This is a genomic window from Phycisphaeraceae bacterium, from assembly GCA_015709595.1.
GTDB lineage: Bacteria > Planctomycetota > Phycisphaerae > Phycisphaerales > SM1A02 > CAADGA01.
The window spans coordinates 2044624-2068333 of sequence record CP054178.1 but is presented as its reverse complement, the minus strand read 5'-3'; the positions used below and the strand labels follow the sequence as shown (position 1 = coordinate 2068333).

Genomic DNA, 23710 nt, shown 5'->3' with positions numbered 1-23710 from the left:
CGCCGTTCGCGGACGGGCGATGCCGGGCCGTCACGGGATCAAGCCGTCCGGGGTTGTCTTCTGGTGGCTCGTGGCTCATGCCTCACCCCTTCGCCGCCCGGAGGTCGGCCCGGCGGATTCGCACCGCGCACTTCTTGTAGTCCGGCTGCTTGGAGAAGGGGTCGTGGGCGTCCAGCGTGACCTCATTGATGAGCTTGGTTTCATCGAAGAATGGCACGAAGACCGTCCCCTCGGGCGGGCGACCTCGCCCGTTCATCCACGCGGGAAGCGTCATCGAGCCGCGGCGGGATTCGACCACCACCAGGTCGCCGTTGCGCAGGTTGAGCCGCTTGGCGTCCTCGGGGTGAACCTCCACGTAGGCGCGGGGCATGGCGCGGGAGAGCTGCGGAATCCGCCGCGTCATCGAGCCGGTGTGCCAGTGCTCCAGCACGCGCCCGGTGCAGAGCCAGAAGGGGTACGCCTCGTCCGGCATCTCGGGCGGGTCTTCGTACGGACGGAACCAGATGAGCGCCCGGTCGTCCTTGGTGACGGAGTGGTAGAACTGGAACTCGCGCCCTTTCTCCACGTACGGGTCGTCGAACCCCGAGAAGCGGAAGCGCGTCTCGCGCCATGAGCCATCCGGCTGCTCGACGACCGGCCATCGCAGGCCGCGGGCCTTGACGTACTCCCGGTACGGCGCCAGATCCTTGTGCTTGAGCCGCGTGAACGGCCGGTACTCCTCGAAGAGGTGCTCATCGACATTGACGTCGTAGTAGTGATTCCAGTCCCAGATCGGGACAGTCGCACCGGAGGAATCGCGCACCGTGAAGATGAACTCGCCATCCGAGCCCTTCATGCCCTCGTGGCCGAGCTCCAGCAGCCGGTGGGCCACGGCGATGGTCTGCCAGCAGTCGTCCCGCGCCTCGCCGGGCGGCATGACCATGCGGAACCACTGCTGCGTCCGCCGCTCGCTGTTGCCGTACATCCCGTTCTTCTCCACCCACATGGCGCTGGGCAGGACGAGGTCGGCCAGTTCGGTGGTCGCGGTGGGGTAGACATCGGAGACGATGAGGAACTTGTCCTCGAGATTCTTCTTGGCGCGGAAGAGTTTGTGCAGGTTGGGCAGCGTCTGCCCGGGGTTGGTCACCTGCACCCAGAGCGTCTGAATGTCGCCGCCCTGGTCCGTCGGCGTGCAGAATTTCTCGAAGAGCAGCACCGTGTGATAGCCGGGCCTGGGGTTGATGCGACCGGCGGGCACGTTCCACAACTGCTCGGCCTGCGCCCGATGCTCGGCGTTGGCGATCACGCGCCCGCCCGGCAGCAGGTGGCAGAGCGTGCCCACCTCGCGCACCGTGCCGCACGCGCTGGGTTGACCGGTGAGGGAGGTTGGCGCATCACCGGGCCGCCCGAAGTGCCCTGAAAGCAGGTGGATTCCATGCACCAGGCAGTTGATGGCCGTGCCCCGCGTGTGCTGGTTCATCCCCATGCACCAGAGCGAGGTGATGCGGATATCGCGCCGGCTGAAGAGATCGGCGAGCAGGACGATCTTCTCCGCCGGCACGCCGGAAATCGCCTCCACGCGCTCGGGTGTATACGACGCCACCGCGGCGGCGTATTCGTCGAAGGTCATCGGCATGCCGTACATGTCGTCCGGCTTCTCGGGGTTCATCTGCCGGAAGTTGCAGTGCTTTTCGACGAACTGCTTGTCGTACGCCCCGCGCTGGATCAGCAGATGCGCGATGCCGTTGGCGACGGCCAGGTCGGAGTTGGGCTTGAACTCCAGATAGTGCTGGCAGTGGTCGGTGGTGCGCGTGCGCCGCGTGCCGATGTCGATGAGGGTGACCTCTTCACCCTTGCTGCGGCGATCGACCACGCGCGAGAACAGAACCGGGTGCATCTCGGCGGGGTTGTTGCCCCACATGATGAGCACGTCGCAATGGTCCAGGTCGTCGTAGCAGCCGGCCGGTTCATCCACTCCGTAGGTGGAAAGGAACCCCGTCACCGCCGACGACATGCACAAGCGGGGATTGCCGTCCAGGTGGTTGCTGCCCAGCCCGGCCTTCATGAACTTATTGCCGGCGCAGCCCTCGCCGATGGTCCACTGCCCGCTGCCGTACATGCCGAAGGCGGCGGGGTTGGCCATGATGCGCCGGGCGATGATGTCGATGGCCTCATCCCAGGTGATCCGTTCCAGCACGCCGTTGCGGCGCAGCATGGGATGGGTCAGCCGGTCAGGACCGTACATCGCCAGCCCCACGTGATAGCCCTTGACGCAGAGCAGCCCCTTGTTGACCTCGGCGTTGATGTCGCCCGCAATCGCGACGACCTTGCCGTCCTGCACGCCCACCTGCACGTGACAGCCCGTGCCGCAGAAGCGGCAGGGGGCCTTGTCCCACGTCACGCCGCCCGACGCCTGCCCGCCGTCAAAGAGCGGAAGGGCGAAGGCGCCCCCCGCCTTCGCGCTCGCCCCCGCGGCGGCCGCGCTGGCGGCGGCCATGGCGGCGTGCTTCATGAAGGCGCGACGATCCTGGGGAATCAGCGTGGCGGTCATGGCTCAACCTCCGTGGCGTTCGAAGAGCCGGGCGGAACGCAGGCAACTGACCGTGGGACAGGCGGCGCATGCGCCCGGTCCCCCGGCGACTTCATCTCATCGTCATACGCGACAAACGTCACATCCACCCCGACCACGCCCGGCAGAGCACGGATGGCGTCGTGCAGAGTGTGAGCGGCGAGGGCGGATGACGTCTCGGTGACGAGAGGCAGCCGCAGCCCCTGTCGCTCCCCCAGCTCCACCTCCGGACGACGGCGCAGCCACGACCGCGCCTGGTCCGCGAGCGCGGCGTCGGAAGAAAGCGTCACAACCAGTCCGCTGACAGGCATGTAGCACCCTTGAGCGCGCTGCGTCGCGCCTGAACCCAGTGTACGGTCTCACACACACCGTGCAAGATGCGAAAGTTTCCCGGATCGAAACGGCGGGCGCTCCCCATATGCTCCGCCATTCGGTACACTGGAGCGAACTTCCGAACTCGATGGTCCACGCCCACGATGCTCTCACGAGACGCCATCCTGGCGATCATGCTGATCGGCACGCTCGCGGCCGGGTGCTCGCGAGAGACGTCCGACAGCGCGATGACGGATCGCGCCGATCAACAGGCCGCCTCGCGGCAGGACGTTGAACTGCATCCGATCTTCATCCGCCGCCCTGCGGGCCCGCCGCGCGTGGGCACGGGCGTGTTCGACGCCAGCGGCGCCGAGATCACCATCGCCTGCTCCACCTGCCACGCCTCGCGCGAGCCGAACTTCGACAACGCCTCGGGGGCGGACCTTGACCTCTTTCACCAGGGGCTCACCTTCCGGCACGGATCGATCACCTGTCTTTCATGCCACGACCCAGGCAACTACGACGCCCTGCGGCTGGCGGACGGGCGTCGGCTCGAATACCCCGACGTCATGACGCTCTGCGCCCAGTGCCACGGACCGCAGGCGCGGGACTATGAACACGGCATTCACGGCGGCATGACCGGCTACTGGGATCGCAGAAAAGGGCCGCGGACGCGCAACAACTGCATCGACTGCCATGACCCACACGCGCCGCAGTTCCCGAGGATGATTCCCACCTTCAAGCCGCGCGATCGGTTCCTCACCGGGGAGGGCGTCGGGCATGAGTGAGACGCCGATTCGCCGTGATGCGGACGATCGGGCGCGCGAGGCGGAGCGTCGCGCCGCCGCCGGCACCACCCAGACGGTGTCATTGCCCGTACTGGGGCAGGTGTCCCGTCGAACGGTCATCAAGGGCGCGGGCGCCATGCTCGGGCTGGGTGCGTTCGCCCACGCGCTGTCGCCCCTGCTGGACGTGGCGTCGGAACTCACGCTCGAGGAGTTCCTGCAGCGCCACTACAAGGAGCTCACGCCGGAGGACAAGCAGGCCGTCTTCGCCCGGATCGAGCGACGGACGCTGGAGCGAACCGGCGTCCGGGTGTCAATCAGCGACCCGCCGCCCATCCCTGGAACGAAGTTCGTCTACGCCATCAACCTGAGTAAGTGCAACGGCAACGGGCGCTGCGTCGAGGCGTGCCACCGCGAGAACAACCACGACCGGGCCAGCAAGCAGTCCTACATCCGCGTCATCGAGATGCAGAAGGGCTCGCTGGACATGGAGAAGGGCAACACCACGTACACCCACGAGGTGCCCCAGCCGGGCAAGTACTACCTGCCGGTGCAGTGTCAGCAGTGCGACAACCCGCCCTGCGTTCATGTGTGCCCCGTGGAGGCCACGTGGAAGGAGGATGACGGCATCGTCGTGGTGGACTACGACTGGTGCATCGGCTGCCGCTACTGCGAGGCGGCGTGCCCCTATCACGCCCGGCGATTCAACTGGACCGAGCCGGTCATCCCGCCCGACGAGATCAACCCCAACCAGGGGTATCTCTCCAATCGTCTGCGCCCCAAGGGCGTGATGGAGAAGTGCCACTACTGCCTGCACCGGACCCGCGTCGGCCGCGCGCCCGCCTGCCTGGAGGCCTGCCCCACCGGGGCCAGGGTGTTCGGCGACATCAACGACCCGAACTCCGAACTGCACTGGATCCTCGAGCACAAGCGGGTGTACGTGCTCAAGGAGGAACTGGGCACCCTGCCGTCGTTCTTCTACTTCTTCGACCGCTGAACCATACGTGACGCCATGAAGCCCACGTTCGACACGCACGCCGTCCACGCCGCCTTGCTGCCCGACCTCTGTCCGGTGGTTCCGGGCGCGACGGTGAGCAAGCCGCTGGTGAACACGCCCTCGTTGCGTCAGGTGCTCTTCTCGATGGACGCCGAGCAGGAGATGAGCGACCACAAGGCGCCCTTCGTGGCTACGGTGCAGATCATCACGGGACGGCTGACGTTCACCGTCGATGGCGCGTCGCACGACATGCGCCCTGGAAGCTGGCTGCTCATGCCGCCCAACGCACTGCACGCGCTGAAGGCCGTGGAGCCGACGATCTTCCTGCTGACGTTGGTGAAAGGTGACGCCGCATGAGCGCCGCCGACACCAGATCGACGCCGTCCCCCGCGCTGGAGGAGCGTCCGCGTCACTGGACGAACTACCCTCGCTTCCTGTACCGGATGCTGGTGCTGGCGACGGACGGACCGCCTCTCTTCTATGCGTGGATGACGCTGCTCACCGCCATCGCCCTGGTGGGCGCTCACGCCTGGGCCAGCCAGGTGTCGCAGGGGATGATCGTCACCAACATGACCGATCACGTCTCGTGGGGGCTGTACATCGCCAACTTCACCTTCATCGTGGGGCTGGCGGCTGGCGGCGTGATGATGGTCATTCCCGCCTACCTGTACCACGACCGCCGCATGCACGACATCGTGATCATCGGCGAACTGCTGGCGATCGCCGCCATCGTGATGTGCCTGATGTTCGTCACCGTGGACCTGGGTCGTCCCGATCGCTTCTGGCACCTCTTCCCGGTGATTGGGCGGTTCAACTTTCCCATTTCCATGCTCACCTGGGACGTGATCGTCCTCAACGGCTACCTGCTGCTCAACCTGCACATCTGCGGGTACATGCTCTACATGCGGTTCCTCGGGCGGCAGCCGAACCCCAGGTGGTACGTGCCCTTCGTGATGATCTCGATCGTGTGGGCGATCTCGATCCATACCGTCACCGCGTTCCTCTACTGCGGGCTGGGCGGGCGGCCTTTCTGGAACAGCGCGGTGCTGGCCCCCCGCTTCCTCGCTTCGGCCTTCGTCTCCGGTCCGGCCTTCATCATGGTCACCCTGCTGGTGCTCAAGAAGATCGTCGGCATGGACGTGCATGACCGGCCCATCCAGACGCTGGTCAACATTGTCCGCGTCACCATTCTCATCAACCTGTTGCTGCTGATCTCGGAGATCTTCACCGAGTTCTACACGGGCGGAGCCCACACCAGTTCAGCGGTGTATCTGTTCTTCGGGCTGCACGGCAAGTCGGCGCTGGTGCCGTGGATCTGGTCCGCGATCGTGATGAACGTGGTCGCCGCGGTGCTGTTCCTGCACCCCGCCGCCATGCGCAGCGCCCGCGTGGTCATCATCGCGGCGGCGCTGGCCTTCATGGGCTGCTGGATCGAGAAGGGCATGGGTCTGATCGTGCCGGGGTTCATCCCCAGCACGCTCCACGAAGTGGTGGAGTACACGCCGAGCTTGACCGAATGGAAGGTCACTGCGGGCATCTGGGCCTTCGGGCTGATGGTCTACACCGTAGCCCTGAAGGTGGCGATCCCGATTCTGTCGGGACAGTTGACCGCGTTCGGCGGAAACGCCGGCGGGAATACCGCCGGTGGGGCCAACTGATCGCTGATCGAGCGTCGCATCGAACGCTGATGACGCCCATCAGGACGCCGCGCGCATGGCCCGATCCACCGTCAGCGACAGCGGTCGGCTGAGCGGATCGCCGTTCTTCCCATGCTGCTTGGCCTGGCGGGCCAGTTGTCCCAGCGTGACGCCCTTGAAGGCCGCCTCGATCTTCTCCATCGCGTCATCCAGCAGTCGGTGCAGCGGGCAGAGATTGCCCCTGGCGTGGGCGCGCAGCCCCAGCGGACACTCACGGATGCGCTGAATGGGGTTGACGGCGTTGATGACGTCGTAGACCGGCAGGTCATCCGGATCGCGCAGGAGCGAGAAGCCGCCGTTGACGCCGCGCTGGGAGCGCACGATCCCCGCGCGCACCAGTTCCTTCATCACCTTGGAGAGGTAATCGGGTGGTACGTGCGTGGCACGGGCCATCTGCTGCGAGGTCCGGGGTCGTCCATGATGCGTCGCCAGGTCGGCGGCGGCCCGCAGGGCGTACTCGGCGGTCTGCGTGATCACGTGTCACCTCTCAGTCCATGAAGGATGTCCGGATGATCATGTCCATCGTAGCGGGGCTCAGATGGCCCACTCCGGCTCGGGGGCGGCAGGGACGGTTTGGGCGTCGCCGATCAGCACCTTCGAGCCGCGCACCGGCTCGAACCGTGCCTGGAAGAATCGCAGGTGCTTCGGCTCGTGCGTGATTCGCAGCCCCACCACGTTCTCCCGCGCTCCGAACAGCGCCGCCACCGACTCGGCCACCACGTCCATGTGGGCCTGGGTGTAGACGCGCCGAGGCAGCGTCAGACGCACCAGCTCGAGCGAGGGGTAGATGTTCTCCCCCGTGTCCGGGTCGCGGCCCGCCGACACCGCGCCACGCTCCATCGAACGCACGCCCGATTCCACGTACAGCGCGGCGGAGAGCGCCTGGGCCGGAAACTGCTCGCGGGGGATGTGAGGCAGGAAGCGGGCCGCGTCGATGAACACGCCATGCCCTCCGATCGGCAGCACGATGGGCACTCCCTCGCCGCGCAGCAGTTCGCCGAGATACTCCACCTGCCCCACGCGGGCGCGCATGTGGTCGAACTCCACCGACTCGCGGATGCCCACGGCCATGGCTTCCATGTCGCGCCCGGCCAGACCGCCGTACGTATGCAGCCCCTCGAAGGCCACGCACAGGTTGCGGGCCCGCTCGGCCAGGTCATCGTCGTTGACCGCCAGGAAGCCGCCGATGTTGACCAGGCAGTCCTTCTTGCCCGAGACGGTGCAGCCGTCGGCGTAGGAGCACATTTCACGGAGGATGTCCTTCAGGTCGCGTCCCTCGTACCCCGGCTCGCGCAACTGGATGAAGTAGCAGTTCTCGATGGCCCGAGTCGCGTCGAGATAGACGGGGATGCCGTAACGATGGCACAGGTCGCACGAAGCGCGGATGTTCTCCATGCTGCACGGTTGCCCCCCCGCCATGTTGACGTTGAGCTCCAGCGACAGATACGACACGCGCTCCGGACCGGCCGAACGGATGACCTGCTCCAGTTTCGCCAGGTCCACGTTGCCCTTGAAGGGGTGGAGCGACGCGGGGTCGTGCGCCTCGTCGATGCTCACGTCCACGAATCGACCGCCCGCGTATTCCTGGTGGAACTTGGTGGTGGTGAAGTACATGTTGCCGGGCACCACGTCCCCCCGCCTGATGCAGAGCTGGCTGAGCAGGTGTTCGGCGCCGCGACCCTGATGGGTGGGGATCAGGTGCTTGAAGCCGTAGTGCTCGCGGACGACCGCCTCCAGCCGGTAGTAGCTGGCGGAGCCGGCGTAGGCCTCGTCGCCCAGCATCAGGGCCGACCACTGCCGGTCGCTCATGGCGTTGGTGCCTGAATCGGTGAGCAGGTCGATGTAGACGTCCTCGCTGCGAAGGAGAAAGGTGTTGAACCCCGCCTCGGCGATGGCCGCCTCGCGGTGGCGGCGGGTCGTGAGCCGCAGCGGCTCCACCATCTTGATGCGGTAGGGTTCGGCCCAGGAACGTCTGTCGCGTCGGATCATGGCGTGGTCCTCAAGGGGCGTGCGAGGTCGACGGAGTGGTGCGGGTCGGACAGGGTTCGGACGACGGTCGGATGGGCCATCGGGGAAGATTCCCCGGTTTCAGCCCTGGAATCGCGGTTTTGGCCCTGCTTTGTGATTTCCTTCACGAATTCCCGGCGTCAACGGTTGACGCCTCCTATCCTATCGTCGTATAGTGGATATGTCTATCCATTTATCAAGATTTGGTCGATGAATCTTCCGTCATGCATCATCAACCGGCGACATCCCGACCAGCCCCCACCACTTCCCCTGCCAAGGCCGCAGGGGCCTTTCGCACCGGCCCGGGCGGGGCGTCGCCGGCTTTCAGCCCTCTCACCCCGTGGAGAAACGCCATGAAGAAGCATCTCGCAATCCTGGCCGCAGGCGGTCTGGTGCTGACCGGCTGCGGCGGCGGAGAGTCCGGGTCGAGCCCGGACATCCGACAGGTGGACACCGCCCGAAAGACATCCGGAGGCGCCGCCAGCGCGGGCGGGCTCAGCGGCGACGCCGCCGCCATCGCCAAGGCCCGCGACCTGACGCCCGACGACATCACCGCCGCCCTCAAGACCTACATGCCCAGCGGCCGAATCGACGACTACCTGCTCTTCGCCTCGGGCGGGCACAGCGGGCAGGTGCTGGTGTACGGCGTACCGTCGATGCGCCTGCTGCGGGTCATCGCCGTCTTCACCCCCGAGCCCTGGCAGGGCTGGGGCTACGGCGTGGGCAACGAGATCCTCGACCAGGGCAACGCCCGCAACAATGAGATCCGCTGGGCCGACACCCATCATCCCTCGATCAGCGAGACCAACGGCGAGTTCGACGGCCAGTGGCTCTTCATCGGCGACAAGGCCAACGCCCGCGTCGCCGTGATCGACCTGCGCGACTTCGAGACCAAGCAGATCGTCAAGAACCCCATCGCCATCAACGACCACGGCGGCACGTTCGTCACGCCCAACACCGAATACATCATCGAGGGCGGGCAGTACGGCACGCCGCTCGGATGGGACTACGCGCCGCTCGAGGACTACCAGAAGTCCTACCGCGGCAACGTGACCATGTGGAAGTTCGACCGCGCCAAGGGCCGCATCGACGTGGATCAGTCCTTCGCCCTGGAACTGCCCCCCTACTGGCAGGACCTCTTTGACGCCGGCAAGGGCGTCAGCGACGGCTGGATCTTCGGCAACTCCATCAACACCGAGTTGGCCACCGGCAGCGCCACGGTGAACGACAAGAACTACTTCGAGGCCGGCGCCAGCCAGAACGAGACCGACTACCTGCACATCATCAACTGGAAGAAGGCCGAGCAGGTCTTCAAGGCCGGCAAGGCGACGAAGGTCAAGGGGTTCAACGTTCTCTCCCTGCAGACCTGCATTGACGAGGGCATCCTGTTCTTCGCCCCCGAGCTCAAGAGTCCGCACGGCGTGGACATCACCCCCGGAGGCGAGTACATCGTCGTCTCCGGCAAGCTCGATCCCCACGTCACCGTCTACTCCTTCGACAAGATCCAGAAGGCCATCGCCGCGGGCAAGTTCGACCGCGACGTGTACGGCGTGCCGATCCTGAAACTGGAGGACGTGGTCGAGGCGCAGGTGGAGCTGGGGCTTGGACCGCTCCACACCCAGTTCGATGACAAGGGTTACGCCTATACCTCGCTGTTCCTTGATTCCGCCATCGCCCGCTGGACGCTGGGCGGCCCCTACGCGGGCAAGAACCCCGACAAGCCCTGGTCCCTCGTGGCCAAGGTGCCCGTGCAGTACAACGTCGGCCACCTCGGCGCGGCCGAGGGCGACACCGTCAGTCCGGACGGCAAGTACCTCGTCGCGTTCAACAAGTGGTCGATCGACCGGTTCTTCCCCACCGGACCGCTGCTCCCGCAGAACTTCCAGCTGATCGACATCTCCCAGACCGGCGACAAGATGCAGGTCATCTACGACGCGCCGGTGGGCCTGGGCGAACCGCACTACTCCCAGATGATTCGCGCGGACAAGCTCAAGACCTGGGAGGTCTATCCCGAGATCGGCTGGAACCCGCACACCCAGTCAGTTGATCCCAACGCGCCGATGCCGGGCAAGGAGCGCATCGTGCGCAACGGCTCGACCGTGGAGATCTACATGACCGCAGTGCGCAGCCACTTCAAGCCCGAACGCGTGGAGGTGAACCTGGGCGACCATGTCATCTGGCGCATCACCAACGTGGAACGCACCAAGGACGCGACTCACGGCTTCGCCATCCCCGGCTACAACATCACCGCCAGTCTGGAGCCGGGCGAGACCGTGACCATCGAGTTCGAGGCCACCCAGGCCGGCGCCTTCCCCTTCTACTGCTCCGAGTTCTGCTCCGCCCTGCACCTGGAGATGCTGGGCTACTTCCTCGTGAAGCCGCAGTGACCTTCTCCTTCGGGCGGCGGGCGTGAAACACCGCCCGCCACCTCTTTCCACCATCACCCTTTGCGGGAGTCCATCATGAGCCGTCTTGCCTGGAGCATCCTCGGACCGCGCCTGCGGTGGAACCAGACCTTCCGACCACGATTCATCCTGCCGGCCATGCTGCTGCTGGCGGCGGCGGGACTGCTGGTCGCGTCCTACTTCCAGCCCTACTGGCGGATGACCCTGCACGCCCCGCAGTACCCCAAGGGGCTCTTCGTGCAGGCCTATCTCAACCGGCTTGAGGGCGACGTGGCCGAGATCGACGGGCTGAATCACTACATCGGCATGCGACCCCTCAACGAGGCGGCCCAGCTGGAGCGAGAAACCAGCGCCATGATGATCGTCGCCACCGCCCTGCTGGTGCTGGGCGGCATCATCATCCACAGCCGATGGGCGGCGCTGCTGGCGGCGCCGGCGATCCTCTTCCCGGGCGGGTTCCTGCTCGACCTCTACCTGTGGATGCGGCATTTCGGGATGAATCTCGATCCCGCCGCCCCGCTCTCGACCTCCATCAAGCCCTTCGTGCCCCCGGTGCTCGGCACCGGCATGGTGGGTCAGTTCAAGACCGTGGCGGCGGCCGGGCCCGGCTGGTGGATGGCTCTGGGCGCCGCCGCCATCGTGCTGGTGGCGCTCTGGCTCCACCGTCGGGCGTACAAGCCGATCTTCGATGCGCGCCGCCGCGCCTGTCAGTGCGGCGACTGCGCCTGCGGCGCCAAGCGGGGCGTGATCGCTCCGACCGTCAAGCGGGAGGCGGTGACCCAGTGAAGCGATTGATGCTCCAACTCGCCGTCGCCGCCGCGATGCTGTCCGGCGGGGACGCTCCGGGTCAGGCGTTTGACCTGCAGCAGGCGATCGACGCCGCCGCTCCGGGCGACGTGATCTCCGTGCCGCCGGGCGTCCACCGGGGGATGTTCAGCATCACCAAGCCGCTCACGCTGATCGGCCAGGATCGTCCCGTGCTGGACGCCGAGGGCAAGGGCCACGTGCTCCGCATCGCGGCGGCGGACGTGACAATCCGCGGCTTCACGCTGCGGGGCACGGGCGAAACGCTCGATCGCGAGCACGCCGGCGTCTTCGGCAGCGGCGAGCGCCTGGTGATTCAGGACGTCATCTTCGACGACGTGCTGTTCGGCGTGCTGCTCAAGAACGCGCCCGACAGCGTCATCCGCGATTGCGTGATCGGGGGCAAGGACATCGACGTGGCCCGCCGGGGCGACGGCATCCGGCTGTGGCAGTGCGCGGGCACGCTCATCGAGGGCAACCTGGTCACGCGCGGACGAGACGTGGTGGTGTGGTTTTCCAGCGATGTGACGCTGCGGCGCAACACGGTCTCCGACTGCCGCTACGGCATGCACTTCATGTACACCGACAACAACGTGCTGGAGGAGAACGTGCTGGAGAACAACTCCGTCGGCGCGTTCCTCATGTACAGCCGCGACCTGGTGCTCAGGCGCAACGTCTTCTCCCGCAACCGCGGACCCAGCGGCTACGGGCTGGGTCTGAAGGACATGGAGCGCATCGTGGCGGAGGAGAACGCCTTCGTCGCCAACCGCGTGGGCGCGTACCTGGACAACTCACCGCACGCCATCGGCGTGTATGACGACTTCGCTCGCAACGTATTCGCATACAACGACATTGGTCTGGCTTTCCTGCCCAACGTCAAGCGCAACCGATTCACCGACAACGCCTTCATCGAGAACCTGCAGCAGGTGGCGGTGATCGGCACGGGCGACTTCGGCGGCAACGATTTCACCATCAACGGCAGGGGCAACTACTGGAGTGATTACGCCGGGTTCGACCTCAATGGCGACGGCTTGGGCGACCTGCCCTACGAGGCCGCCTCGCTCTTCGACAACCTGATCGAGCGCGAGCCCATGATGCGGTTGTTTCTGCATAGTCCGGCGCAGCAGGCGATTGACCTGGCGGCCCGGGCGTTCCCGGCGGTGCGGCCCCGCCCGCGATTCGCTGATGCCGCGCCGCTCATGCAGCCAGTCCGGCTTGAGGGACTTGCCGCACGGAAGGCAGCGCCGGGCGCCATGGCCGTCGTCGCACTCGTCCTGCTGGGCGGCGCCGCATGCGTGCTGCTGCTGACTCGCACCCGCAACCTGGAAGGAGCGGCGTCATGATCCGACTCGACCACCTGACCAAGCGATTCGGTCGCTTCACCGCGGTGGATGATCTCTCGCTCACCATCGCGCAGGGAGAAGCGGTGGCGCTCTGGGGCCCCAACGGCGCGGGCAAGACCACCATCATCCGCTGCGTGCTCGGGCTGATTCGCTTTCGCGGCTCGATCTCCGTCGCCGGCTTCGACGTGCGGCGGCGCGGCAAGGCGGCCCGGCGCATGATCGGCTACGTGCCGCAGGAACTGGCCTTCCACGACGACCTTCGCGCCGCCGACGCCTTGGGATTCCTCGCCTCACTCAAGCGCACGCCTCGTGAGCGCATCGGCGTGGTTCTCAGGGAGGTCGGACTGGAAGGCCACGCCCGCAAGCGCGTGCGCGAGCTTTCCGGCGGCATGAAACAGCGGCTCGCGCTCGCCGCGGCACTGCTGGCCGACCCGCCGGCGCTGATTCTCGATGAACTGACGTCCAACCTCGACGCCGAGGCCCAGAGCGGCTTCATGTCGCTGCTCAAGTCGCTCAAGGACCGGGGCAAGACCATCCTCTTCACCTCGCACCACTACGCCGAAGTGCGGGCCTTGGCCGATCGCGTGCTGATGCTGGAGCGAGGCCGGGTGGTGCGACAGGGGCAGCCCGACGCCGCCGCGGAAATCGCCGAGAACCTGCTGATGAAGGTCTTCGTCGCCGACGGGCAGATCGAGGAAGCCGCCGCCGCGCTCAGCCGCCGCGGCTTCGAGGCCTCGCGCAACGGCTGCGGCGTGCATGTCGTCGTCAACCCGCGGGCGAAGGCGGGACCGATCCACGCCCTGGCGGAAACACGCATCCGCGTTGAGGACTTCGAACTGCTCGGCAACGGGCGTCTGCCTTCAGCCGCCTCGACGCCGGCGCCCGCATCCCATCACGCTCAAGGAGACCGCCATGTCTGACTTCGCCGCCACGATTCGAGCCGGGGCGTCCGACTGGCCCGTCGCTCCGCGCGCGGTGTTCACCATCGCCCGCAAGGAGGTCGGCGACGCCCTGCGCAACCGCTGGTTCATCCTGTACACGATCGCCTTCGTGGCGCTCTCGCTCGGGTTGTCGTTCCTGTCGCTCGTCGGCACGGGGGCGACGGGCTTCGCGGGCTTCGGCCGCACCGCCGCGGGCCTGATCAACCTCGTGATCCTGATCGTGCCGCTGATGGCGCTCACCGCGGGGGCCGCGTCGCTCGCCGCGGAGCGCGAGCGCGGGTCGCTCGCCTACCTGCTGGCCCAGCCCGTGAGCCGGCTGGAAGTGCTGCTGGGCAAGTACCTGGGGCTGGCGGCGGCGCTGTTCGCCTCCATCGCGCTGGGCTTCGGGGCCAGCGCGGCGGTCATCGCCTGGAAGAGCGGCACGGACGACGCGCTCAACTTCGCCCGGCTGGTCGGACTGGCCTACGCCCTCGGGCTGGCCATGCTCAGCGTGGGCATGCTGGTGTCAACCATCGCGCGGCGGGCCTCGTCCGCCAACGGGGCGGCCATCTTCCTGTGGCTGACGTTCGTCTTCCTCGGCGACCTGGGGCTGATGGGCAGCGCGATGATCTTCAAGCTGCACGTCACCGACCTCTTCCGGCTGTCGCTGCTCAACCCCATGCAGGTGTTCAAGATGGCGTCGCTCGAGAGCGTTCACGCCTCGCTGGACGTACTCGGACCCGCCGGGCTCTACGCCATGCAGGCATGGGGCAACCAACTCTCGCTGCTGCTGGGCGGGGTGCTGGCGGCGTGGATCATCGCGCCGTTGGGGCTCAGTGCGGCCATCTTCATTCGACGAGGTGGATCATGAGGAATCGGGCTTTCGGCGGTCGGCTGTCGGCCGACGGGGGGTGGTTGTCGGTTCTCGGTTCTCAGTTCTCGGTGATCGGTGTGTGCGTGGTCGCACTCGCGGGCGCGGTGACCGCCGGGTGCCAGCGCGAGACGCCGATTGAACCGCCGACCATCCACTACGGGCAGGACATCTGCGCCGAGTGCGGCATGATCGTGAGCGACTCGCGCTTCGCGGCGGCAATGCTGATCGAGCAGGGCGGACGACGCGAGATGCTGCTGTTCGACGACATCGGCTGCCTGATCGTCGGGCAGTGGCAGGATGAGTCCCTGATGCTGGCCCGCTGGGTCACGGACGCCTCCAGCGGCCAGTGGCTCGACGCCACGCGCGCTGCGTATCTGTTCTCGCCCGACATCATCACGCCCATGGCCTTCGGAGCCGCCGCCTACGCCGACCGCGCCGCCGCGGAGCAGGCCGCGCTGGTCACCCCGGGCGTTCACATGGACTTCGCCACGCTGGTCGCGCGGCTGCGGAAGGAGCCGCCGTCCGCCAGCGACCACGAATGACTCGCCGCTTCAGGAGATCGCCATGACCGCGTTCATGACTCCCTCATCCGCGACTCCGCCCGAGCCGGAGCATCGGCCCGCGGATTCGCTCTCGCGCTGCCCCGTTCACCGACACCAGTATGACGGCGCGGCCGCCGCAACGGTAGACGACGCGCACGCCCCCGGACTGGCGCACCACTTCGAGTCGCTGGGCCAGCAGTTCTCCAGCGCCAAGCTGGGGATGTGGATTTTCCTCGCCACGGAACTGCTGCTGTTCGGCGGCTTGTTCTGCTACTACGCCGTGCTTCGGGGGAACCATCCCGAGGTCTTCGCCTACGGCAGCCAGTTCCTCGACACGTGGCTCGGCGCCACCAACACGGTGGTGCTGATCGTCAGCAGCATGACGATGGCCATGGCCGTCTCCTTTGCTCAGCGGGGACAGCGCAGGCCGCTGGTGTGGTGCCTGGCGGCGACGCTGCTGGGGGGCGGCGTGTTCATGGGCATCAAGTACGTGGAATACTCGCACAAGATTCACGACGGGCTCGTGTGGGGTCGCGGGTTCTACGCGCCGCCGCACGTGGAGCCGCCCGCCCCGTCCGCGAACGAGGTGGAAGGCGATCAGGCCGCGCCGCCGCCTCCGCCGCCGCCCCAGTTCAGCGCCAAGACCGGCGAATCGCTGTGGATGGCCACCTGCCGCTCCTGCCACGGCGTGGCGGGCGAGGGCATCGTGGGCCAGGGCAAGGACATTCGCGGCAGCGAGTTCATTGCATCCCAGAGCGACGAGGAGCTTGTCAAGTTCATCAAGGGCGGCCGCATGCCCTTCGACAAACTCAACACCACGGGGCTACAGATGCCTCCCAGGGGCGGCAACCCGACGCTCAAGGACGACGATCTTCGACACATCGTGGCGTACATCCGAACGTTCAAGGCGCCCGAACCGGTCGCGCCGTCCGAGCCCGATGCGCCAACCGAAGGCGCTGCGGAGGGAGCGGAAGCGGAGCCATCCGCGCCGCCCGCCGGGGCGACGGCGGGCGAGGCGACGGCTTCCGGCGCCGCCTCTTCTTCGGCGCAGTCAACGGAGTTTTATATCCCGAAATCATCTATTCCCAACGCCGCCCAGGGGCCGCGCGGCATCTCGCCGCGATTCCGCGCCCAGCGCGTGCAGCCGCTCATCCAGCCCGTGGCGCATCACACCGAGGATCCAACCCGCCCCGCCAACGCCCACCTCTACTTCAACATCTACTTCCTCACCACCGGGCTGCACGGCATTCACGTGCTCGTGGGCATGCTGGTGATCGGCTGGCTGCTCATCGGCGCCGTCCGCGGTCGATACGGTCCGCATCGCTTCACCCAGGTCGATCTGGGCGGGCTGTACTGGCACCTGGTCGATCTCATCTGGATCTTCCTGTTCCCGCTGCTGTATCTGATCTGAGCAGTCGCCCGGATGAGGCGAAGCAAGCAGGCGGTGTGCGGACGCCGCGGCGCCATCGGCCTGTCAGTGGTTCTCCGCCGAATCGACATCATCCGATTCGGGGGCGCGCGGCGGTCCGAAGATCGCGCTCCCCACGCGCACCATGTTGGCGCCGCACTCGATGGCCACTTCGTAATCCCCGCTCATGCCCATCGAGAGGATATCGAACCGGTCGGTTCCCGCGGCGGTCAGGCGGATGTCCTCGAAGATCTCGCGGCAGCGCTCGAACACGGGCCGCAGCGTCCGCGGATCATCGGCGACCGGGGCCATGCACATGAGTCCGCGGCAGCGCAGCCCGAGCATGGTGTCGATCTGGTCGACCAGGTGCTTCACCGCCGCCGGCGCCACGCCGAACTTCTGTCTTTCCCCGGCCACGTTCACCTGCACCAGCACCTCGATCGGCTCCTCGCGCCTGGCGGTGCAGGCGTGCAGTTCCTCGAGAAGCCGCAGCGAATCCACGGAGTGAATCAGCCGCACCAGGTCCACCACCTTCCGAACCTTGTTGCGCTGCAGGTGCCCGATCATGTGCCAGCGGACCCTGTCCGGGACGTTGGCGGTGCGAGGTCCGCCCAGTTCCCGGCAGCGGGCCAGAAACTCATCCACCAGCGCCACCCGCTTCTGCAGGTTCTGCACCTGGTTCTCGCCGAAATCCTGATGCCCCAGTTCGATCAGCTCGCGGATCTGGTCGAACCCGGCGTACTTGGTGACGGCGACGAGAATGACCTGATCCGCCGTCCGACCGCTGCGCTGGGCGGCGTGGGCGATTCGCTGTCTGACGAACCGATACCGGTCGGCCAGCGTCGCGTGAGGGCCGGGGCCTTCCGCCGCAGGGGCGACCATCGAGACGGGCGATCGGCTCCGGGTGACGTCCTCCATGACGCGATGCTCCTTCCGCTCCATCCTCGGCATGAACAGAGCATACGAGTGCGCGGCGCGGGGAGCAAGGGAGCACCCGGCATCGGCGCGTCACCGCTCGCCGCGCCGCCAGCGACGCCGTATGCTCCGGTCATGCGCCGCCCAGGCACTGATCCCGACAACGTCCGCATGGAGGACGTGCTCTGCGACTTCTGCCATCGCCAGTGGAGCGCCGACCTGCCGCTGATCGAGGGTCACCAGGGATCATGCCTGTGCGGCCGGTGCCTGAGCGTGGCCTATGCGGAAGTGGTGCTGCGGAACATCGGCTCGGCGCCGGCTGGATATCACTGCACAATGTGCCTCGAGTCCGGCTTCGACCGCGAGGCGCTGGGCCGCGCCGATGAGCCCGGCTGGCAAAGCCCGGCGCATCCTGATGCGTGCATCTGCCGTCGCTGCATCGAACTGGCCGCCAAGGCGCTGGAGAAGGATCCCGACTTCACCTGGCGACGACCGGCGCTTTCGCCCGGCCCCTGACGAATCAAGCGGTGTTGGCGGAAGTCACCACCCCGCCCACAGGCGATGTTCCATCGAATGCCCGTGCCGCGTCAGGGCAGAATGCTTCGGTGACGAGCCGATCCGCACTGGGCCCGGTGGGAGTCGAACCCACATGGTCGCCGAGGCGACCCGCGGATTTTAAGTCCGCTGCGTCTGCCGATTCCGCCACAGGCCCCGGGGCATTGTACGGATGGCTCACCACCGGGCGTCGAATCAGCCGCCGCCCGCCGCCGACGCGCCGCCGCCAGGCGACGCCTCCGTCGCGCCGGGCTCCACCCGCTTCGCCGTCAACGTAAAGTTCTTCCACCACTCGCCCGTCTCGCGGTTGAGCACCCAGCCGGTGTAGGTGAAGGTATCGTCGTCGATGATCTCGATGACCATCTTCTGATCCGCCGGGTCGGACTCAGCGCGGCTCGACGACCTGGCCATCATCGTCAGCACGCGATGCGTCTCTTCGTCGAAGTTGCCGGTGCGCCGTGTGCGCACGGTTCCGCTGCTGGAATAGAAGTCCGCCTCCCATCGACTGGCGCGCTGCTCGTAGCAGAGCATGCCGACGGACGTGGACGGCCGCCGCCCTTCGATGGTGAACTCCATGCGAAGGTACCAGCCGTCCAGCGCCCATTCGTTGCGCCATGCGCCCTGGAACGATCGCGGCTCGGCGTCCGGACGGAACCAGTTCCGCCCGGTGAAGGTGAACTCGCCGACGAGCGGCTCCAGCCGCGCGTACTGCTCGAGTTGATCGTCCTGCAGGGGCATGCCGCCGGCGACCATGGTGGGGCCTTCGCTCGCACCCTGGTCGCGGCGGATCTGCCGCGGGTTGCGGCGATCGGGCCTGGCGGGCGACTTCTCCTGGGCGATCTCGGGCGGCGCCGCCCCCCCGCCGCCGCCCCCCGTCGCGCCGCCGCCATCCTGCCACCCCGCCGCGGCGACCAGCAGCATCGCGGCCAACGTCCCGGCGAACGCCGCCGAACCGGGACGGAATGATTGAACGATGACGCCGACACGCGGAAGCACGGATGCGGGGTTTCTGGCCATGACGGGCGACTCCACGGCCGGACCGATCGCCCACGGGGCGAGGCGGCCCGGCCCTCTGCGCGCCCAGTGTAACGTGTTCAGTCAGCCGCCGGCTTTCGATTCATCCGGACCTTTGCCCTTCATCATCGAATAAATCAGCCCCTGCACCACCGCCGACTCGCCCAGCATCCGCCCCGCCTGCCCGCTGGCGTCGGCCAGCGAGCCGAACTCGCCCCGGTCCAGCTTGTCCTCGAAGTGCTTGAGCGAGCGCTCGAAGGCGAGCATCATGTTGGCCAGCACCGCCCACTCCTCGCGCGTCTCGGGGCGGAAGCGGTTGATGGGCGGCAGATCGACGGGGATGTCGATCTTCCACCCCTGTCGCGTCTCGACCATCTGCAGCCCCAGCCCGCCGAAAGGCGGCTCGCCGTCCCACAGCAGGGCGGCGGTGCCGTCCCCCATGTCGATCACGGTCAGCCGCTGGCGCTGGTCGTCGATGAACGCGAAGGGATTCTTGAGGAACTCGCTCAGCGTCTTCTCCACCCCCGCGCCCAGCAGCATGCCGATGCCGCCCGTGGTGGCGAAGTTGGCCTCATCCACCATGTCGTTGGGGTAGCGCTCCTTGAGTTTCCTCGACACGCGGTAGAGCCGCCCCAGCAGGTCGCCCGTCTTGTCGATCACGTCCTCGATGGCGCTGGCCTCGGTCACCGTGTCGGCGAAGGTGATGTCGCGGGGCTCGATGTGGATCACCCGCTTGAGCAGGTCGGTGCGGCCGTCCTTGACCATCTGCTGCATGGCGGCCAGCGTGCGCTCGGGCGTGGAGGTGTCGTACTCCGGATCGGCGCAGCCCGTGAGCAGGACGGACGCGGCGACCAGGGCCGCCGCCAGTCGCGATGTCGCTCGCGCCGCGCTGGGGCGCACCCAGCCGCTCCGGTTCTTCCAAGGACGCTCCAACGCTCGTTCTCCTGGACGCTTTCGGAATGAGCCCGAACCCCGGCTCCTGATGCCGATGGCCCGCATCGGCGCTCCGCCGTGGATTCTTCGCCCGCCGGGGCCGATCGTTTCACGCGGCCGCTCGCCCCGGCTCCAACTCCACGCGATACTGAAGGCGTCACCCGCCCGCCTCAGGAGACCCCCGTGGCATCCCATCGACGCCTTCGCGCCTGGGCCGGCACCATCGACCGCGCCCTGCACGGCCTGCTCCACCGCTTCGGCCACGACGCCCACCGCATCTCGCTGGGCGTGCTGTTCATCTGGTTCGGGCTGCTCAAGCCCTTCGGCGTGGAGACGACCACCTCCATCATCGCCCACACCATCTGGTTCGGCCCGCCGGACGTGATGGTGCCGCTGCTGGGCTGGTGGGAGGTCGCCATCGGCGTGTCGCTGATGATCCGCTCGCTGCTGCGGCTGTCGGTGCTGCTGCTGGCGATCCGCCTGCCGGGCATCGTGCTGGCGCTGCTGATCTTCCCCACGCGCTGCTTCGAGCAGTTCCCGCTCGCACCCACGCCGGAGGGCCAGTACCTGCTGAAGGACCTGGCGATCTTCCTGGCGGCGCTGGCGATCGCCGCGACGATCCGGCCCCTGCCGGAACAGTCGGGTCCGAAGCCGCCGCCGATCGCGTCGGCCAAGGCGTGAAACGGGCGCGGCGTGCGGTACAATCGCCGCCGCATGGCACACGGGGAACGCCAGTCCGGGCCAAATGCGGCAAGTCATGCGCCGCCGCCGACTCCGTTCCCATCGGCATCGGCCGGCGACAGATCACGACCCGCCCCCACCACTCCCGCCCCCCCCACTCCCGCCCCCCCCACTCCCGCCCCCCCCACCCCTGCCCCCACGCTCACCACCCGCTGCCCGCGCTGCGGCTACGACCTGCGCGGCACGGTGGCGACGTGGACCGAATCCTGCCCGCTCACGGGCGTGTGCAGTGAGTGCGGGCTGATGCTGTCGTGGCCGGACGTGCTGATGCCGGAGAAGTACGAGCCGCTGTGGTGCGTGGAGTTCACGCCCTCGCGCTGGCGCGTGCCGCGCGCGTGCCTGGCCACGCTGCGGCGATCGACGAGCCCGTGGCGGTTCTGGGGGCGGCTGAGCATGACGCACAACATCCGCTGGCGGCGGCTGGCGGTGTACGTGCTCTTTCTTCTGCTCCCCCTGCTGCTGGCGTATGTGACGACTCAGACGACGCTGGCGCTGACGGTTCGTCAGATCCATGTGGCGAGTCTGCCAAACCCGACGGCGGCGGCTGCACAACTGGCGAAAGTTCAGGCGTACGTTCAATCGCCCGCCTATCAGTCGTACCTGACAAGTCTTCCGGCTGATATGCAAGCAAGGGACCAGCAGCGAGTGCAGCAACAGATCCAGGCGCTGCAAATCGTTGCCCAGAGCAAGAATACTTACAGCGTCTCGATTTCCCCGACTCAGGCGGTCCTCGAAGCGATTCTTCGCCCCATCGGACGAACGTCATCCGGGCAGGTGAACAGTCTGGGCAGGCCATTCGCCTACACCGCCCCGCGCGATCTCTGGTCGATGGCGTTTCGGAATGACTTTCGGTGGACTCGCCTCTCGACCGTCGCCCGCCACGGCCCGCGCGCCGCCATCCTGCTCGGGATGCTCCTCGCCGGCTGCCTGATCATGCCGCTGGCCATGCTGCTCCTCCCCGTCACACTGGGACGCAAGCGGGTGCGCACGGTTCACCTCATCCGCATCGCGGCGTACTCGCTGTGGATTCCCAGCATGACGGTCATTGCCTGCATCGCCCTGCTGGGGGCGGCGATCTGGAACGGCGGCGCCAACAACCTCTTCCTCACGCTCACCGACCACGCCGCGCTCACGCTGCCGTGGCTTGTATTCATCCTCTGGTGGTGGGCGGCGGCGCGGCGGTACCTGCGACTGCCCCACGCGCTGGCCGTGGCGATCATCCTCGCGCTGCTGACGTTCATCGCGGCGGCGCTGCTGGTCGCCCAGTTCTTCCCCGATGTCGGCCAGTGGCTGATCCGCTCCCTCCTGCCCGGCCGTTTGCTGTATGGTTCCTGAGCGTCGGGCATGACCCAGCCGCCCTCCATTCAGCCCGACTCGCCGCCGATCGCCGCAGGGGGTCGCGCCGACCTCACGCGGTCCTGGGGACGCCACTGCGCTCACCACCCGCTGCCCGCGCCACCCTGACCTTCACAACCGCACCATCCCGCCTTTCGCTCAAGCCGCCGTACCCATCGCCCACGCCGCACGTCGCACACTCACCATACCATTCCCCACCATGACCCCCCACACATCATCCGCCACCATCACACCCGCTTCGTCCGCGTCAACCGGGGCGGGGTCCGCCGCACACACGCGGCTCGACCCCATGTCCGAATCCCTGCTCGACCTGCTCCGCGCCCAGGACCCGGAGACGGCGGGCATCATCGCCGACGAAGCCGAGCGGCAGGCCACGACACTTGAACTGATCGCCAGTGAGAACCACGTCTCCACCGCCGTCATGCACGCCATGGGCACGTGGATGACCAACAAGTACGCCGAGGGCTACCCCGGCAAGCGGTACTACGGCGGGTGCGTGCATCACGACCGCGTGGAGGATCTCGCGCGGGAGCGGGCCAAGAAACTCTTCGGCTGCAGGTTCGCCAACGTGCAGCCGCACTGCGGGGCCAACGCCAACATCGCCGCGTTCATGGCGGCGTGCAACCCCGGCGATGTCATTCTCTCGCTGCCCATCAAGTCCGGCGGGCACCTGTCGCACGGGCTGAAGCCCAACTTCTCCGGCACGTTCTACACCATCGTCGATTACGACCTCGACCCGGCCACCGAGACGCTCGACTACGACGCCATCGCCGCGCTGGCGCGCCAGCACAAGCCCAGGATGATCATCTGCGGCTACTCGGCGTACCCGCGGGTGATCGACTTCGCGCGCTTTCGGGCGATCGCGGATGAAGTGGGCGCGGTGCTGATGGCCGACATCGCGCACATCGCGGGGCTGGTGGCGGCGGGCGAGCATCCCTCGCCCTTCCCCCACGCGCACATCGTGACGACGACCACGCACAAGACCCTGCGCGGGCCGCGCGGCGGGCTGATTCTCACCGATGATGAGGAGTGGGCGAAGAAGATCGACCGCAAGGTCTTCCCCGGCAGCCAGGGCGGACCGCTGATGCACATCATCGCCGCCAAGGCCGTGGCCTTCGGCGAGGCGCTCAAGCCCGAGTTCAAGACCTACTGCCGCCAGATCGTGAAGAACGCCAGGGCGCTGGCGGACGCTCTCGTGAAGCTCGGCTACCGGCTCTGCTCGGGCGGCACGGACAACCACCTGATGCTCGTCGATCTGCGTCAGCGCGACGCCAACCTGACGGGGGCGGACGCGGAGAAGTGGCTGGAATCCGCGGGGATCATCGTCAACAAGAACGGCATTCCCAACGACCCGCGCCCGCCCATGGTGACCAGCGGCCTGCGGCTGGGCACCCCCGCGCTGACCACGCGGGGCTTCAAGGAAGCCGAGATGCGCGAGGTGGCGGCGCTGCTGGACCGCGTGATGGGATCGAACGGCGACCCGGCCCAGTGCGCCCGCGTGCGGCAGGACGTGCGGGCGCTGGGCGCGCGGTTTCCGCTGTTTCACTGAGGACA

22 protein-coding genes and 1 tRNA gene are annotated in these 23710 nt (G+C 67.3%); 15 read left to right on the top strand and 8 right to left on the bottom strand.

The window, feature by feature from the left end:
• Positions 1-82: 82 nt before the first annotated feature.
• Entirely contained in the window at positions 83-2476 is a 2394-nt protein-coding gene (locus HRU76_08665; GenBank protein ID QOJ19147.1) for a molybdopterin-dependent oxidoreductase, read from the bottom strand.
• Positions 2477-2526: 50 nt separating this feature from the next.
• Positions 2527-2859 (bottom strand): hypothetical protein, encoded by a 333-nt coding sequence (locus HRU76_08660; protein QOJ17648.1) that lies wholly within the window; start codon positions 2857-2859, stop codon positions 2527-2529.
• Positions 2860-3024: 165 nt separating this feature from the next.
• Here HRU76_08660 and HRU76_08655 point away from each other — a divergent pair, with 165 nt between their 5' ends.
• The 4 genes from HRU76_08655 to nrfD all read left to right on the top strand — a co-directional run bounded on the left by HRU76_08655 (position 3025) and on the right by nrfD (position 6300).
• Complete coding sequence (locus HRU76_08655; GenBank protein ID QOJ17647.1) at positions 3025-3648, top strand: hypothetical protein; 624 nt, start codon at positions 3025-3027, stop codon at positions 3646-3648.
• Entirely contained in the window at positions 3641-4642 is a 1002-nt protein-coding gene (locus tag HRU76_08650; protein ID QOJ17646.1) for a 4Fe-4S dicluster domain-containing protein, read from the top strand. The genes HRU76_08655 and HRU76_08650 overlap by 8 nt, the downstream gene beginning before the upstream one ends.
• Before the next feature lie 15 nt (positions 4643-4657).
• The gene (locus tag HRU76_08645) at positions 4658-4999 is read left to right on the top strand and encodes a cupin domain-containing protein (GenBank protein ID QOJ17645.1); all 342 of its coding nucleotides are present in this window, start codon (positions 4658-4660) and stop codon (positions 4997-4999) included.
• Between the two features lie 86 nt (positions 5000-5085).
• Positions 5086-6300: a polysulfide reductase NrfD gene (nrfD, locus tag HRU76_08640; GenBank protein ID QOJ19146.1), complete on the top strand. Its 1215-nt coding sequence runs from the start codon at positions 5086-5088 to the stop codon at positions 6298-6300.
• Between the two features lie 39 nt (positions 6301-6339).
• Here nrfD and HRU76_08635 read toward each other — a convergent pair whose 3' ends face one another.
• Positions 6340-6816, bottom strand: a complete 477-nt coding sequence (locus HRU76_08635; protein ID QOJ17644.1) for an Rrf2 family transcriptional regulator — start codon at positions 6814-6816, stop codon at positions 6340-6342.
• 57 nt (positions 6817-6873) lie between these two features.
• A complete protein-coding gene (locus tag HRU76_08630) occupies positions 6874-8328 on the bottom strand; it encodes a tyrosine phenol-lyase (protein QOJ17643.1) in 1455 nt (484 codons plus the stop codon).
• A 371-nt stretch (positions 8329-8699) separates the two neighbouring features.
• Here HRU76_08630 and nosZ point away from each other — a divergent pair, with 371 nt between their 5' ends.
• The 7 genes from nosZ (at position 8700) to HRU76_08595 (ending at position 16645) form a co-directional block, all read left to right on the top strand.
• A complete protein-coding gene (gene nosZ, locus HRU76_08625; GenBank protein ID QOJ17642.1) occupies positions 8700-10733 on the top strand; it encodes a Sec-dependent nitrous-oxide reductase in 2034 nt (677 codons plus the stop codon).
• Positions 10734-10808: 75 nt separating this feature from the next.
• Positions 10809-11537, top strand: a complete 729-nt coding sequence (locus tag HRU76_08620) for a cytochrome C (GenBank protein ID QOJ17641.1) — start codon at positions 10809-10811, stop codon at positions 11535-11537.
• 8 nt (positions 11538-11545) lie between these two features.
• Complete coding sequence (locus tag HRU76_08615; GenBank protein ID QOJ17640.1) at positions 11546-12898, top strand: nitrous oxide reductase family maturation protein NosD; 1353 nt, start codon at positions 11546-11548, stop codon at positions 12896-12898.
• A complete protein-coding gene (locus HRU76_08610; GenBank protein QOJ17639.1) occupies positions 12895-13818 on the top strand; it encodes an ABC transporter ATP-binding protein in 924 nt (307 codons plus the stop codon). Before HRU76_08615 ends, HRU76_08610 begins: the two co-directional genes overlap by 4 nt.
• Positions 13811-14689, top strand: coding sequence for an ABC transporter permease subunit (locus HRU76_08605; GenBank protein QOJ17638.1), 879 nt, complete (start codon positions 13811-13813; stop codon positions 14687-14689). The genes HRU76_08610 and HRU76_08605 overlap by 8 nt, the downstream gene beginning before the upstream one ends.
• A complete protein-coding gene (locus HRU76_08600) occupies positions 14686-15234 on the top strand; it encodes a nitrous oxide reductase accessory protein NosL (GenBank protein QOJ17637.1) in 549 nt (182 codons plus the stop codon). The genes HRU76_08605 and HRU76_08600 overlap by 4 nt, the downstream gene beginning before the upstream one ends.
• A gap of 22 nt (positions 15235-15256) precedes the next feature.
• The gene (locus tag HRU76_08595; GenBank protein QOJ17636.1) at positions 15257-16645 is read left to right on the top strand and encodes a cytochrome c oxidase subunit 3; all 1389 of its coding nucleotides are present in this window, start codon (positions 15257-15259) and stop codon (positions 16643-16645) included.
• 63 nt (positions 16646-16708) lie between these two features.
• On the opposite strand, the gene HRU76_08590 is transcribed toward HRU76_08595, so the two are convergent.
• Positions 16709-17524, bottom strand: coding sequence for a YggS family pyridoxal phosphate-dependent enzyme (locus HRU76_08590; protein QOJ19145.1), 816 nt, complete (start codon positions 17522-17524; stop codon positions 16709-16711).
• A 168-nt stretch (positions 17525-17692) separates the two neighbouring features.
• Here HRU76_08590 and HRU76_08585 point away from each other — a divergent pair, with 168 nt between their 5' ends.
• Entirely contained in the window at positions 17693-18073 is a 381-nt protein-coding gene (locus HRU76_08585; protein QOJ17635.1) for a hypothetical protein, read from the top strand.
• A gap of 108 nt (positions 18074-18181) precedes the next feature.
• Here HRU76_08585 and HRU76_08580 read toward each other — a convergent pair.
• From HRU76_08580 to HRU76_08570, 3 genes are all read right to left on the bottom strand, one after another.
• Positions 18182-18269, bottom strand: a tRNA-Leu gene (locus tag HRU76_08580).
• Between the two features lie 38 nt (positions 18270-18307).
• Positions 18308-19129 carry a DUF1579 family protein gene (locus HRU76_08575; GenBank protein ID QOJ17634.1) on the bottom strand — a complete coding sequence of 274 codons (822 nt, stop codon included), beginning with the start codon at positions 19127-19129 and terminating at the stop codon, positions 18308-18310.
• 81 nt (positions 19130-19210) lie between these two features.
• Entirely contained in the window at positions 19211-20059 is an 849-nt protein-coding gene (locus HRU76_08570; GenBank protein QOJ17633.1) for a hypothetical protein, read from the bottom strand.
• A gap of 183 nt (positions 20060-20242) precedes the next feature.
• On the opposite strand from HRU76_08570, the gene HRU76_08565 reads away from it, so the two are divergent.
• The 3 genes from HRU76_08565 (at position 20243) to HRU76_08555 (ending at position 23705) form a co-directional block, all read left to right on the top strand.
• Positions 20243-20740 (top strand): DoxX family membrane protein, encoded by a 498-nt coding sequence (locus HRU76_08565; protein ID QOJ17632.1) that lies wholly within the window; start codon positions 20243-20245, stop codon positions 20738-20740.
• A gap of 246 nt (positions 20741-20986) precedes the next feature.
• Positions 20987-22135, top strand: coding sequence for a hypothetical protein (locus HRU76_08560; protein QOJ17631.1), 1149 nt, complete (start codon positions 20987-20989; stop codon positions 22133-22135).
• Between the two features lie 310 nt (positions 22136-22445).
• Positions 22446-23705, top strand: a complete 1260-nt coding sequence (locus HRU76_08555) for a serine hydroxymethyltransferase (protein ID QOJ19144.1) — start codon at positions 22446-22448, stop codon at positions 23703-23705.
• The last annotated feature ends 5 nt before the right edge of the window (positions 23706-23710 follow it).